General features: G+C 70.7%; 11 protein-coding genes. 9 read left to right on the top strand and 2 right to left on the bottom strand.

Translation table 11 applies throughout. The annotated features are described in order from the left end of the window. Positions 1–646: 646 nt before the first annotated feature. Entirely contained in the window at positions 647–2,866 is a 2,220-nt protein-coding gene (locus ACFY60_RS18800) for a glycoside hydrolase family 3 N-terminal domain-containing protein (protein WP_388611816.1), read from the bottom strand. 9 nt (positions 2,867–2,875) lie between these two features. Beyond that, a complete protein-coding gene (locus ACFY60_RS18795; RefSeq protein WP_309050309.1) occupies positions 2,876–3,889 on the bottom strand; it encodes a LacI family DNA-binding transcriptional regulator in 1,014 nt (337 codons plus the stop codon). 233 nt (positions 3,890–4,122) lie between these two features. Between ACFY60_RS18795 and ACFY60_RS18790 the strand changes: the two genes are divergently transcribed. The 9 genes from ACFY60_RS18790 (at position 4,123) to ACFY60_RS18750 (ending at position 13,823) form a co-directional block, all read left to right on the top strand. Next, entirely contained in the window at positions 4,123–5,415 is a 1,293-nt protein-coding gene (locus ACFY60_RS18790; RefSeq protein ID WP_388611814.1) for an extracellular solute-binding protein, read from the top strand. Then, positions 5,408–6,397, top strand: coding sequence for a carbohydrate ABC transporter permease (locus ACFY60_RS18785; RefSeq protein ID WP_388611812.1), 990 nt, complete (start codon positions 5,408–5,410; stop codon positions 6,395–6,397). Before ACFY60_RS18790 ends, ACFY60_RS18785 begins: the two co-directional genes overlap by 8 nt. Next, on the top strand, positions 6,394–7,224 hold the full coding sequence (locus tag ACFY60_RS18780) for a carbohydrate ABC transporter permease (protein WP_388611810.1): 831 nt from the start codon (positions 6,394–6,396) through the stop codon (positions 7,222–7,224). The genes ACFY60_RS18785 and ACFY60_RS18780 overlap by 4 nt, the downstream gene beginning before the upstream one ends. Positions 7,225–7,290: 66 nt before the next feature. Further along, a complete protein-coding gene (locus ACFY60_RS18775) occupies positions 7,291–8,646 on the top strand; it encodes a glycoside hydrolase (RefSeq protein WP_388611808.1) in 1,356 nt (451 codons plus the stop codon). Between the two features lie 24 nt (positions 8,647–8,670). Continuing rightward, complete coding sequence (locus ACFY60_RS18770; RefSeq protein WP_388611806.1) at positions 8,671–9,711, top strand: endo-1,4-beta-xylanase; 1,041 nt, start codon at positions 8,671–8,673, stop codon at positions 9,709–9,711. Next, the gene (locus ACFY60_RS18765; RefSeq protein ID WP_388611804.1) at positions 9,708–10,754 is read left to right on the top strand and encodes a Gfo/Idh/MocA family protein; all 1,047 of its coding nucleotides are present in this window, start codon (positions 9,708–9,710) and stop codon (positions 10,752–10,754) included. Before ACFY60_RS18770 ends, ACFY60_RS18765 begins: the two co-directional genes overlap by 4 nt. Further along, entirely contained in the window at positions 10,751–11,611 is an 861-nt protein-coding gene (locus tag ACFY60_RS18760) for a PmoA family protein (protein ID WP_388611802.1), read from the top strand. Before ACFY60_RS18765 ends, ACFY60_RS18760 begins: the two co-directional genes overlap by 4 nt. Next, positions 11,608–12,354 carry a cupin domain-containing protein gene (locus ACFY60_RS18755; protein WP_388612123.1) on the top strand — a complete coding sequence of 249 codons (747 nt, stop codon included), beginning with the start codon at positions 11,608–11,610 and terminating at the stop codon, positions 12,352–12,354. Before ACFY60_RS18760 ends, ACFY60_RS18755 begins: the two co-directional genes overlap by 4 nt. Continuing rightward, positions 12,351–13,823, top strand: a complete 1,473-nt coding sequence (locus ACFY60_RS18750) for a non-reducing end alpha-L-arabinofuranosidase family hydrolase (RefSeq protein WP_388611801.1) — start codon at positions 12,351–12,353, stop codon at positions 13,821–13,823. Before ACFY60_RS18755 ends, ACFY60_RS18750 begins: the two co-directional genes overlap by 4 nt. Positions 13,824–13,830: the final 7 nt, after the last annotated feature.

The raw sequence follows: 13,830 nt of genomic DNA, 5'->3' as shown, positions 1-13,830 counted from the left end.
CCAGGGAAAGGGCGCGTTCGTCAGGGCGCGGCCAGGTCGAGGCCGGCGCCGTGGCGGAGAAAAGGTGTGACACCGCTTCGGAATTCAGTCTGAAAATACCGCAGGGACATGTCAACGGTTTCGAAGGTTTTCGGAATCGCGATCCCCCGGAGTGATCCCCGGAGGATTTCGTGAACCCGCTCCGTATCGACATGCTTGCGACGTGGAGCGCCACCTGAGCTGCGACGTCGCGCGCGGGGCGCGGCGGCGTCGCCGTCGGCGCACGCATCGGTGACCTCACGGTGGAGTATTTCCCCGGGCGATGCGTCACCCGTGAAGGGCGGACACGGCCCGCTTTCCGTGAGCGGGCGGCATCACGAGGAGGATGTTTTCCGTCGACTCCGCCGGGGGCAGGACGATTTCCGCCGGCGGGAATACGTGAGGTCGATCCACGGGAAACGGGCACGGCGAGTGGACGGGCGGCCGTGCGACGTGGCGTACCCACCGAACTGGACGCCGGTGAACAGGGGTACGAGGAACGGGGCGACGAAACCGGCCGGGTCCTGCCGGGCGCCGCCCCGCGCCGCGCAGGCGAAGGCGTGGCGGAAACCGCGGACGCGTGCCCCCGGGCGCAGGGGGCCCGGGGGGACGGGATCGCCCGAGAAGCTCATGGCACCGGGGCGACCTCGACCGGCACGGACAGCACCCGGTCGGCCCCCGGGTGACGGACCGGGCCCCGCAGAGTGAAGGAGCCCTGGAGCGGAAGGTCGCCGCTGGACCGCCCCACGGCCACGCCGATCTCCCCGGGTTCCACTCTTCTCCGCAGGTCGACCCCGGTGAACGAGGTCCGGTCGGCATGGACGGAGAAGGTGACCCGGGCGGCCGCGCCCGGCTCCAGCTCGACCCTGCCGAAGCCGGCGAGCCAGCGCTCCGGCCGGACGACGGACGCCTCGGGATCCGAGAGGTACAGCTGGACCACCTCCGTCCCGGCCACCTCGCCGACGTTGCGCACGGTGACCGCGACGGTGACGGTCCCGTCCGTCGCCGCGACGGGGTCCACCGCGAGCTCGGAGTAGCCGAACCGGGTCCAGCTGAGACCGTGCCCGAAGGGGAACAGCGGAGTCGGGTCCACCGAGCTCCAGTCGGTGGGCCCGGCAAGCCTCGAACGCAGGTAGGTGCCGGGCTGGCCGCCGGCCCGCCGGGGGAGGGAGAGCGGCAGCCGTCCGGACGGCTCCGCGGCCCCGCTGATGATCCGGGCCAGAGCCGTCCCGCCCTCCTCGCCGGGGAAGAAGGCCTGGATCACGGCCGACGCCCGCTCGGCCAGGGAGCCGAGCGCGTAGGGCCGCCCGGAGACGAGGACCAGGACGGTCGGCACCCCGGAGTCGAGCACGGCGGAGGCGAAGGCGGCCTGGTCACCGGGCAGATCGAGGGTCTCGGCGTCGCAGCCCTCTCCCGAGGTCCCCCGGCCGAACATGCCGGCCCGGTCACCGAGCACCAGCACGTTCACCTCCGGGGCGTCCGCGGTGACCGTGAACCCGGCGGTGGTCAGCGCCTCCCCCAGCGTCGGTATCTCCAGGCCGGGGTCCCCGGGCAGCGCGACGTGGTTGGGGAAGGAGTAGCAGCCGAGGAAGGACTGCGGATCGTCGGCGTACGGCCCGAGGACCGCGACCCGGCACGGCCGCAGCGGCAGGACGCCGTCGTTGGCGAGCAGCACGGTGGACCGTTCGGCCAGCAGCCTGGCCAGTGCCCGGTTCTCCGGCGGGTCGAGGTCGACCGGCCCGGGCTCGACGGGCTCCCAGCCCGGGTCGAGCAGGCCCAGTTCGGCCTTCTGCAGCAGGACGCGTTCCGCGGCCCGGTCGACGAGTTCCTCGGACACGCTCCCCGCCCGCACGAGCGCGGTCAGCGGCTCGCCGTAACAGCGGGCCGTGGGCAGTTCCACGTCGATTCCGGCGGTCAGCGCCAGCGCGCCGGCCGCACCACGCGAATCGGTGACGCCGTGCCGGGTCTCCAGGAAGGAGACGGAGTAGTAGTCGGCGACCACGACCCCGCCGAAGCCGAGTTCCCCTCTGAGCAGATCGGTCAGCAGCCGTTCGTCGGCGGCCACGGGGACGCCGTCCACGTCGGTGTAGCTGTTCATCACCGACCGGGCGCCCCCCTCGCGCAGGGCGCGTACGAAGGGCTCCACCAGCACGTCGGCGAACTCGCGGGGCCCCGAGGAGACGGGCGCCATGTTCCGGCCGCCGCGCGAGGCCGAGTACCCGGCGAAGTGCTTGAGCGTCGCCACGACGCCGGCGCCCTCCAGGCCCTGTACGTACGCGGTGCCGATCGCCCCGACGAGATAGGGGTCCTCGCCGATGCACTCCTCGGTCCTGCCCCACCGGTAGTCGCGGACCACGTCGAGCACCGGTGCCAGCCCCTGGTGGACGCCGACCCGCCGCATCCCGGCGCCGATGGCCGCGGCCATCCGGCGTACGAGACCGGGATCGAAGGACGCCCCCCAGGCCGGCGGCCCCGGGAAGACCGTCGCTCCGAACGTCATGAACCCGGTCAGGCACTCCTCGTGCGCGACCGCGGGGATCCCGAACCGGCCCGAACCGGTCACCTGCCGCTGGAGCGAGGCGAGCCGCTCCATGCCGGCTTCCGCGGTGACCGGGGCGGTGCCGAACACCCGGGTGAGCTGACCGAGCCCATGGGCGACGATGTCGTCGAGGCCGGGCGCGGGCTCGCCGGAATCGTCCTCCATGGGGGCGACGGGCGCTCCCGGATCCGAGGGCAGCGCCCAGAAACCGGCGAGCTGCCCCACCTTCTCCTCCAGCGTCATCCGCTTCAGCAGGTCGGCGACGCGTACGGACGCGGGCAGGAGAGGGTCGCGCCAGAGCTCGTTCAAGAGGTTCTCCTAGGGACGGGGCGGGGCGGTGGAGAGCCGGACCTTCAGTTCGGTCGAGAGCTCCATCCGCGGGCTGACCAGGGACTGGCCCTCCAGGAGCTGGAACAGGGTGCGGGCGGCGACCCGGCCCATCTCCTCCAGCGGCTGGCGTACCGTCGTCAGCGGCGGTGACAGCCAGTCGCACATCGGCAGGTCGTCGAAGCCGACGACGCTGAGGTCCTGCGGGATGCTCAGTCCGCCCTGCCGGGCGGCCTCGTAGACGCCCATCGCCTGCTGGTCGCTGCCTGCGAAGACGGCGGTCGGGGGCTCGGGGAGGGCCAGCAGCTCCCGGGCGCACCGGAAACCGCCTTCGTGCTGGAAGTCGCCGAACCGGATCAGGTCACGGTCGACCTCGATCCCGGCCCGCTCCAGGGCGGCCCGGTACCCGTCGATGCGGGCCTGGCTGCACAGCATCTCCTTGCGTCCGCCGATCGCGGCGATCCGGCGGTGCCCCAGCTCCAGCAGGTGCTCGGTGGCGGCGAGGCCGCCGGCCCAGTTGGTCGCTCCCACGCTCGGCACGCCGTTGCCCGGCAGGTCGATCGGGTCGATGACGACGAGCGCCACTCCGGCCCGTTCGACCTGGGCGCGCTGGGCACGGGTGACCGAGGCGGTGACGAGGATGACGCCGTCGCTGTGGTGCAGGACCGGCAGCGCCGCCCAACTGGACGGCGTGGCCTCGCCCGGCGGAACCAGCGACACGACGGTGCCGACGCTGCGCTGGGCGCACTCGGCCTCCACACCGCGCAGGATCTCCACCGCCCACGCGCTGTCCAGACCGCCGATGATCAGGTCGACGAGCCCCGATCTGCGGGCCCTGCCCTGCCGGCCCGGCGGGAGGTAGTTGTGCGCGTGCAGCAGACCCTCGATCCGTTCGCGGGTCGAGGGCGCGACATCGGAGCGGCCGTTGATCACCTTGGACACGGTGGCCTGGGACACCCCCGCCTCCGCGGCGATGACGGCCAGGGTCGGGCGCTGCTCACTCAACTTCTCTCCTCTGCGCGGTGCCTTCGGCCGGCGACAGGTATCGCAAACTTTCGATGAGTTTCCGGGCGGCTCGACCTGCTTGTCAACCCTGCGAACACCACGTCGCGCCAAGATAATTCGGCGCGAGGCCTTGACCGATAAGCCGCACGTTCCTAGTTTGTGGCAGCACGTAATTCGAGAGTATTTCGAAACATTTTCGGGCACGAACCGGCATTCCCCACCCCGGAGGTCCCATGGCCAGCACCCTTCCGAGCCGACGGAGCTTCCTCGCTCTCTCGGGCTTGTCCGCCCTCTCCGTCGCCCTGACCACGGCCTGCGGAGCCGGTGACTCCGGCGGCGGACCGGCGGGCGACGGCACCGTGTCCTTCGCGTGGTGGAACATCGCGACGACGGAACCGGGCAAGTCCCTCTTCCCGCAGATCTCCGCGGCGTTCACGGCCGCTCACCCGAACATCACGATCGACACGACGTCGTTGGAGAACGAGGCGTTCAAGTCCAAGCTGACCGCCACCACTTCCTCGGGCAGACTCCCCGACGTCTTCCAGACCTGGGGCGGCGGTGTGCTGCGACAGCAGGCCGACGCGGGACTGGTCGAGGACCTCACCGACCTCCTCGACTGGTCGTCCCGGCTCACCCCGGTCTCCCTGGAGGCCTACCAGTTCGACGGCCGGACCTACGCGGTGCCCTACGACATCGGCATGGTCGGCTTCTGGTACAACAGGAAACTCTTCGCCCAGGCCGGGATCACCTCCCCTCCGGCCACCTGGGCCGAACTCCTCGAGGACGTCAGGAAGCTCAAGGCGGCCGGCATCACCCCGATCGCCCTCGCGGGCAAGGAGAAGTGGCCGGGCCACTACTACTGGGCCTACCTCGCGATGCGGGTCGCCGGGCTCCCCGCCCTGCAGGAGGCGGCCACGCGCAAGGACTTCACCGGAGCCGGATTCGTCCGGGCGGGTGCCCACCTCAAGGAGCTGGTCGACCTCCAGCCGTTCCAGCCGGCCTTCCTCGGAGCCGGTTACGCCACCCCCGGCGGGCAGGCCGCGACCATGGGCAACGGCAAGGCCGCCATGGAGCTGATGGGGCAGTGGGGTCCTTCCGTGCAGAAGGACGCGGGCGCCGACCTCGGAGCGGACCTGGGCTTCTTCCCCTTCCCGACCGTGGAGGGCGGTGCGGGCCGGGCCACCGACGTGTTCGGCGGTGGCGGCGGCTTCGCGCTGCGCAAGGGCGCCCCCAAGGAGGCGCTCGACTTCCTGAAGTTCTTCGTCCTGGAGAACGAGCCGAAGCTGCTGGCCTCCAACGGGTACCTGCCGGTGGTCAAGGGCGCGGAGAGCCTCCTCACCGACGCCAACAAGAAGGTGGTGGCGGAGAGCCTGACCAAGGCGACGGGCTTCCAGCTCTTCCTCGACCAGGCCTACCCGCCGGCGGTCGGCCAGGAGGTCAACGACAGCGTCGCCGACCTCATCGCGGGCCGGAAGACGCCCGAGCAGGTCACCGCGTCGATCACCGAGGCTGCGAAGGGTGCCTAGCGCCGAGACCACCCTGACGAAGGAGCGGACGGACAGGGCCGTACCGCCGCACCCGCCCGCCCCGGTCCGGTCACGCCCGCGCGCGTGGAGTAACTGGGCCTCGGTCGCGTGGTTCCTCGTCCCGGCTCTGGCCCTCTTCCTCGTCTTCGTCCTCGCCCCGATCGTCGTCGCCGTCTACACCGGCTTCTTCAAGTGGGGCGGCATCGGCCCCCTGGACGACTTCGTCGGCTTCGGCAACTACACCAAACTCTTCGGCGACCAGGTCTTCCTCGGCGATCTGGGACGCGGCCTGTACCTGATCGTCCTGTCGATCACGGTGCAACTGCCGTTCGCCCTGTTCACCGCTGTCCTGCTCAACCAGAGACTGCGCGGCCGGGCCGTCTACCGGATGCTGTTCTTCGCGCCGTACATCCTGTCCGAAGTGGTGACGGCGGTCCTCTTCACGATGATCTTCCTGCCCGGCTCCGGCATGGCCGACCACCTCGTCGGGCTCGTGGGCCTGGAGGGGTTGCAGGGCAAATGGCTCGCCGACCCCTCGACGGTCATGCCGACCCTGTTCGTGGTCATGATCTGGAAGTACTTCGGCTTCCACATGATGCTCTTCCTCGCCGGACTGCAGAGCATCCCGTCCGAGATCCTCGAGGCCGCGGCCATCGACGGCGCCAACCCCTGGCAGCGCTTCCGGCACGTGACGCTGCCGTTGCTCGGCCCGACGATCCGGATCAGCGTCTTCCTTTCGATCATCGGGTCCATCCAGCTCTTCGACCTCGTCTGGGTCATGACCGCGGGCGGGCCCAACCACTCCTCCGAGACGATGGCGATCGCGATGTTCCAGTTCGGGTTCAAGCGGTACCAGGTCGGCTACGCCAGTGCGATCAGCGTGGTGCTGTTCATGATCAGCCTGGTCTTCTCCCTCTTCTACCAGCGTTACGTGCTCCGCCGTGACCTGAGCGGCGCCGTCACCGCGGGAGGCGGCCGATGAACGCCCGCAGGGCGGCACGCGGCCTCTCGCTGCACGCCGTGGTCTGGCTGATCGGCGCGTTCGTCGCCGTACCGCTCATCTACGCGGTGATCTCCGGGTTCAAGAGCACCGGCGAGCTCACGACGAACCCCTTCGGGCTACCGGAACGGTGGAAGGCCGGCAACTACACCGGCATCCTCGGCGACGGAATGTTCTGGCGGCAGATCGCCAACAGCGCGGGCATCGCCGTCGGCACGGCGTTCTGCACGGTGGCGGCCTCCGCGATGGCGGCGTTCGTTCTGGCCCGCTACGCCTTCCGGGGCAGGGAGTTGTTCTACACCCTCTTCACGATCGGTTTGATGTTCCCGTTCGCCGTGGCCGTCCTGCCGCTCTTCCTCATGCTGCGCACCTTCGGCCTGCTCGACAATCCGCTCGGGGTGATCCTCCCGCAGGCGGCCTTCGGACTCCCGATGACGATCGTCATCCTGCGCGGCTTCTTCCGGACGATCCCGGCGGAGATCGAGGAGGCGGCCGTCATGGACGGCTGCGGCAAGTTCCGCTTCTTCTGGAAGATCCTCCTGCCGATGGCGCGCCCGGCACTCGGTACGGTCTCGGTGCTGGCGGTCGTCGCGAGCTGGAACAACTTCTTCCTGCCGCTGCTGGTGTTCAACGATCCGAAGTGGCAGACGATCCCGGTCGGCGTCCAGCAGTTCCAGGGCCAGTACTCGACCGACTACGCGCTCGTCCTCGCCTACATCGTCCTCGCCATGGTCCCCGCGCTCGCCTTCTACGCCGTCGCCGAACGCCAGCTCATCGGCGGCCTCACCGCGGGCGCCACCAAGGGCTGACCCGTCCCGCGCGACCTCCACCCCCGAGGAGACCCCGTGAAACGCCTGATCACACTGACCGCCGTTGTGTTAGCGCTCACATCGCTGTCGGCGCCCACCCCCGCGGCGGACCGGCCGGGCCCCGTCGTCGACTTCCGTGCCGCACTCCAGCCCATCGACGGGTTCGGCTTCTCCATGGCCTTCCAGCGGGCCGACCTGCTCTACGGCGCGCGCGGCCTCAGCCCCGCCAAACGGCGCGAGGTGCTCGACCTGCTGCTCAGCAAGGAGAAGGGCGCGGGCCTGTCGATCCTGCGCCTGGGCATCGGGTCGTCGACCGACCGGGTCTACGACCACATGCCGACGATCCTTCCGGCCGATCCCGGCGGGCCGGACGCCACCCCCGCGTACGTCTGGGACGGCTGGGACGCCGGCCAGGTCCGGCTCGCCAAGGACGCGAAGGCGTACGGCGTCGAACGCTTCTTCGCCGACGCCTGGAGCGCGCCGGCCTTCATGAAGACCAACGGCAGCGAGAACGACGGCGGTGAACTGCTGCCCGCGTGGCGTCAGGCCTACGCGAACTACCTCGTCCAGTACGTGAAGTTCTACCAGCGGGAAGGGGTCAGGATCACCGACCTGGGGTTCACCAACGAACCCGACTGGACGGCGACGTACGCCTCGATGCGGTTCACCCCGCAGCAGGCCGTCGACTTCCTCAAGGTGCTCGGACCGACCGTCCGCGCGTCCGGACTGAGGACCGGAATCGTCTGCTGCGACGCCGCCGGCTGGGACCGGCAGGTCGCCTACACCGAGGCCATCGAGGCGGACCCCGAGGCCGACAAGGCCGTACGGACCGTCACCGGCCACCGCTACAGCGGTCCCACCGACGTCCCGCAGCCGACCGACAAGCGCGTGTGGATGTCGGAGTGGTCGCCGGACGGCACCACCTGGAACGAGAACTGGGACGACGGCAGCGGTTACGACGGCCTCACGGTCGCGGCCGACATCCAGAACACCCTGACCGTCGGCAACGCCAACGCCTACGTCTACTGGACCGGCGCCTCCCTCGGCGCCACCCGGGGGCTCATCCAGCTCGCCGACCCCGGTGACGCGTACCGGGTCTCCAAACGCTACTGGGCCCTGGCCGCCTTCAGCCGCTTCATCCGCCCGGGCGCCGTCCGCGTACCGGTCACGAACACCGACCCGGCACTGAAGATCACGGCCTTCCGCAACACCGGCGGCAGCCGCGTGATCGAGATCCTCAACACCGCGACCACCGAGACCTCCGCCGCCTTCACCCTCCGCGGCGGGCACGACCGGCACCCCGACGCCTACGTCACCGACGGGACCCGCTCGATCACCCCCGCCGACGTCGTCTCCGTGCGCGGGACGACCCTCACGGCGACGCTCGCCCCGCGCGCGCTGACCACGATCGTCCTCGACTGACCCCCCACACCCGAGGAGTCACCCATGTCCCTGTCCCGGCATCTCGTCGCCCTGTCCGCCGCCCTCTGCCTCGCGGCGGGCCTCGCCGCCGAGCCCGCGGCCGCCGAACCCCGTCCCAGGACGCTCGCCGAACTCGCCAGGAAGCACCACAAGTACTTCGGATCCGCCACCGACAACCCCGAGTTCACCGACGCCGCCTATCTGAAGATCCTCGGCAGCGAGTTCGGACAGACCACTCCCGGCAACGCCATGAAGTGGTACGCCACCGAACCCGAACGCGGCGTCTTCGACTTCACCGCCGGCGACGAGGTCGTGGCCTTCGCCAGGGCCCACCACCAGAAGGTCCGCGGCCACACCCTCGTCTGGCACAGCCAGCTCCCCGCCTGGCTCACCGAGCGCAGCTGGACCGCCGACGAGCTGCGCGCCGTCCTGAAGAACCACATCCGGACGGTGGTCCGGCACTACAAGGGCCAGGTCATCCACTGGGACGTCGTCAACGAGGCCTTCAACGAGGACGGCACCTACCGCGAGTCCCTCTTCTACAGAACGCTCGGCCCCGGCTACATCGCCGACGCCCTGCGCTGGGCCCACGAGGCCGATCCGCACGCCAAGCTGTACCTCAACGACTACAACGTCGACGGGATCAATGCCAAGAGCGACGCCTACTTCCACCTGATCAAGCAGCTGAAGGCCGACGGCGTCCCCGTGGAGGGCTTCGGCATCCAGGGCCACCTGGCGCTCCAGTACGGCTTCCCCACCGGCGTCCGGCAGAACCTGCAGCGCTTCGCCGACCTCGGCGTCGAGGTCGCGGTCACCGAACTCGACATCCGGATGACGCTCCCCGCCACCCCGGAGAAACTTGCCACCCAGGCCACCTGGTACGCCGACTACGTGCGGGCCTGCCTGGCGGTCAGGAAATGCGTCGGCATCACCCTCTGGGACTACACGGACAAGTACTCGTGGATCCCCGCCGTCTTCCCCGGGGAGGGCGCCGCGCTGCCCTACGACGAGAACCTGGCACCCAAGCCCGCCTACCACGCGATCAGGAAGGTGCTGGGCGGATGATACGAACGGCGATCGTCGGTACGGGCGGCATCGCGGGCATCTGCCACGTACCCGCGCTGCGGACGCAGGCCCACCGGGCCGTGCTCGTGGCCGCCGTCGACGTGGACGCGGCGCGCGCCGAGGCCTTCGCGGCCGAGCACGGTGTCCCCGCGGTCTACACCGACCTGCGCACGATGCTCCAGGAGCAGAGCCCGGACCTCGTGCACCTGTGCACCCCGCCCTTCCTGCACGCCGAACAGGCCGTCGCCTGCCTGGAGTCGGGCGCGTGGGTGTGGTGCGAGAAGCCGGTGGCCCTGTCGCTGGCCGAACTCGACCGGATCCACGCCGCCGAGGGGCCCGCCGCCGCGGGCGCCGTGTTCCAGCACCGGTACGGCCCGGGGGCCCGCTACCTCCGCGACCGGATCACGGCCGGAACCCTGGGCCGTCCGCTCGTGGCCCAGTGCGTCACCGCGTGGTACCGCGACGACGCCTACTACGGCGTGCCCTGGCGCGGCAGCTGGCGGAGCGAGGGCGGCGGCCCGACCCTCGGCCACGGCATCCACCAGATGGACCTGATGCTCCACGCGCTCGGCGCCTGGTCCGAGGTGCGCGCCATGGCCGGCCGCCTCGACCGCGACGTCCAGACCGAGGACGTGTCCGCGGCCCTGGTCCGCTTCGAGAACGGAGCCATCGCCACCGTCGTCAACAGCGTCCTCTCCCCGCGCGAGGAGAGCTACCTGCGGTTCGACCTCACCGACGCCACGGTCGAGCTCCGCCATCTGTACGGCTACTCCCCGGCGGACTGGACCTTCACCGCCCGGTCGCCCGGCGTGACCTGGGAGCCGCCGGACGGTCCGCCCAGTTCGCACGCCGCCCAGCTCGCGGACCTCCTGGACGGCTACGAGGCGGGGATCCGGCCCGATCTCGGCAGGCCCACGATGGAACTGGTCACCGCCCTCTACAAGGCCGCGATCACCGGCCGGCCCGTCCGGCGGGGCGAGATCGACGCGGCCGACCCGTTCTACGGCTCGCTCAACGGAGGCCGCCCGGAGGTGTTCCGATGACGCTCACCCTCCGGGCGGCCGGGGACTCCCTGACCGTCCGGGCGCGGGGGGTCGACCTCTTCCGCTACGTCCACCGGCCGGTCATGGACCCTTTCGAGGCGCCGAAACCCTACCTGCATCCGGTGCGCACGCTCGCCGGCGACGTGGTCACCGGTTACCGGCCGCACGACCACCGGTGGCACAAGGGCATCCAGATGACGGCCTCGTGGGTGTCGGGACAGAACTTCTGGGGCGGCGGCACCTACCTGCGCGGGCAGGGCTACGTCGACCTGCCGAACCTCGGCACGATGCGCAGCCTCACCCTGTCCGCCGAGACGGGCCACGGACACGCCGTGATCACCGAGGACCTGGCCTGGCAGACGAGCGCGGGGGAGCACTGGATCGACGAGCGCCGCACCCTCACCGCACGGGACGTCGAGGACGACTCCTGGACCCTGGAGGTCACCACCGCGCTCACCAACGTCCACGACGCCACCCTGACGTTCGGCAGCCCGGGCACCCAGGGCAGGGAACTCGCCGGATACTCCGGACTGTTCTGGCGCGGCCCACGGGCCTTCACCGGCGGCGACGTGACCGGACCCGCGATGGGCGAGAAGGGCGACCGGCTGGCCTTCACCGGCCACCACGACGAGGTCGACCGTTCCTCCACGCTCCTGTTCCTGGACGATCCGGACAACCCCGGCCGCTGGTTCGTCCGCAGTGAGCCCATCCCCGCCGTCAACCCGTCCCTGGCGTTCGACGAGGAACTGCCCCTGGCCCCGGGCGCCACCCTGGCCCGCCGCTACCGGATCGTCGTGGCCGACGGCGCGTGGACCCCCGCCCGCCTGGCCCGCCACGTCGAGGAGCACCCGTGGTGACCCCGCTCCCCGGCGGTGTGGGGCTCTCCGACCTGACCGTCTACGACTGGGAGGCCGCCGACGGGCTGCGCGGCGGCACCCCCCACATGCACCTCGTCTGCTCCGAGGCCTACGTCGTCACCGGCGGCGAGGGCAGCGTCCAGACCCTCACCATGGCCGGCTTCGCCGACACCCCGCTCCGCCCCGGCGACGTCGTCCGGTTCACCCCCGGCACGATCCACCGCCTGGTCAACGGCGGCGGACTGCGCCTCCTGGTCCTCATGCAGAACGGCGGACTGCCCGAGGCGGGCGACGCCGTCCTCACCTTCCCCGCCCCCGTGCTGGCCGATCCCGAGGCCTACCGGGCGGCGGCCACCCTGACCGGCGACCACGCCGTGGCGGCGCGCCGCCGCAGAGACCTGGCGATCGAGGGATTCCTCGCCCTGCGCGAAGGAGGGCTGCGGGAGTTCCACACCGCGGCCCACCGCCTGAAGAGGGACCTGCTGGCCGACTGGCGGACACGCTGGCGGGCCGGCCCCCTGGCCGCTGCCACCGGGACCGGCCGCCAGCTGGAGCGCCTGCGGGCCGGAGACCTCTCCCACCTCGATCACGGCGAAGTGTCACGACTGGAGCGCCCGGAGGAACCGCTCCACGGCATGTGCGGCCTCCTCCGGCCCTGTTCCGTCCCCGACCTTCCGGCGCGGCCGCTCAGCGGTCCGTCGGAGCCACCCCACCCCCAACCCCCGAAGGAGCTCCTCCGGTGAGATTGCGCCGCCCACCCCTCGTCCTGACTCTCGTCCTCGCGGTCCTGTCGTCCTTGCTGCTCGGGGCGAGTCTCCTCACCGCCCCGCCCGCCGCCGCGGCGACCGTCGACACCAACGCCTGGTACGTGCTGGTCAACCGCACCAGCGGCAAGGCCCTGGACGTCCACAACCTGGCGACCAACGACGGGGCCCGTATCACCCAGTGGACCAGGAACGACCAGAACCAGCAGCAGTGGCAGTTCGTCGACTCCGGCGGCGGTTACTACCGCGTCAAGTCCCGCCACTCCGGCAAGGTCCTGGACGTCCACAACCTCTCCACCGCCAACGGCGGCGCGATCGTCCAGTGGACCGACCTGAACGGCACCAACCAGCAGTGGCGCCTGGCCGACAGCGCCGACGGCCACGTGCGTCTCATCGCCCGCCACAGCGGCAAGGCCCTCGAAGTGCAGGGCGCCTCCACCGCCGACAACGCGAACATCGTGCAGTACGACGACTGGGGCGGCGCCAACCAGCAGTGGCAGCTCGTCAAGGTCGCCGGCGGCACCCCCGGCACGTGCGCCCTGCCCTCGACGTACCGCTGGTCCTCGACCGGCGCGCTGGCGCAGCCCAAGGCGGGATGGGCCTCGCTCAAGGACTTCACCGTCGCGCCCTACAACGGCAGGCATCTGGTCTACGCGACGACGCACGGCGCGGCGGGGACGGGTGCGGGATGGGGCTCGATGAACTTCAGCCCGTTCACCGACTGGCCGGAGATGGCCTCGGCGAGCCAGAACACGATGTCGAGTTCCGTCGTCGCGCCCACGCTCTTCTACTTCGCGCCGAAGAACGTCTGGGTGCTCGCCTACCAGTGGGGCAGGACCGCCTTCTCCTACCGGACGTCGACCGATCCCACCAATCCGAACGGCTGGTCGGCGGAGCGGGAGCTCTTCTCCGGAAGCATCTCCGGCTCGGACACCGGTCCCATCGACCAGACGCTGATCGCCGACGGGACGAACATGTACCTGTTCTTCGCCGGTGACAACGGCAAGATCTACCGGGCGAGCATGCCGATCGGGAACTTCCCGGGCAGTTTCGGCTCGTCCTACACGACGATCATGAGCGACACGAAGAACAACCTGTTCGAAGCCCCTCAGGTGTACAAGCTCCAGGGCCAGGACCGCTACCTCATGATCGTCGAGGCCATCGGCGCGCAGGGCCGGTACTTCCGCTCGTTCACGGCCACCAGCCTGAACGGCGCGTGGACCCCCCAGGCCGCGACCGAGAGCAACCCCTTCGCCGGCAAGGCCAACAGCGGCGCCACCTGGACCAACGACATCAGCCACGGAGAACTGATCCGCACGAGCGCCGATCAGACCTTCACGGTCGATCCCTGCAACCTGCGGTTCCTCTACCAGGGACGCGACCCCAGGTCCGGCGGCGACTACGGCCAGTGGCCCTACCGGCCGGGTCTGCTGACGCTGCAGCGCTGACGGCGTG

The organism is Streptomyces sp. NPDC012827 (genome assembly GCF_042900905.1).
GTDB classification, from domain to species: Bacteria; Actinomycetota; Actinomycetes; order Streptomycetales; family Streptomycetaceae; genus Streptomyces; species Streptomyces gulbargensis.
The sequence above is the reverse complement of the archived record's forward strand: the minus strand, read 5'-3'. Positions and strand labels throughout refer to the sequence as shown.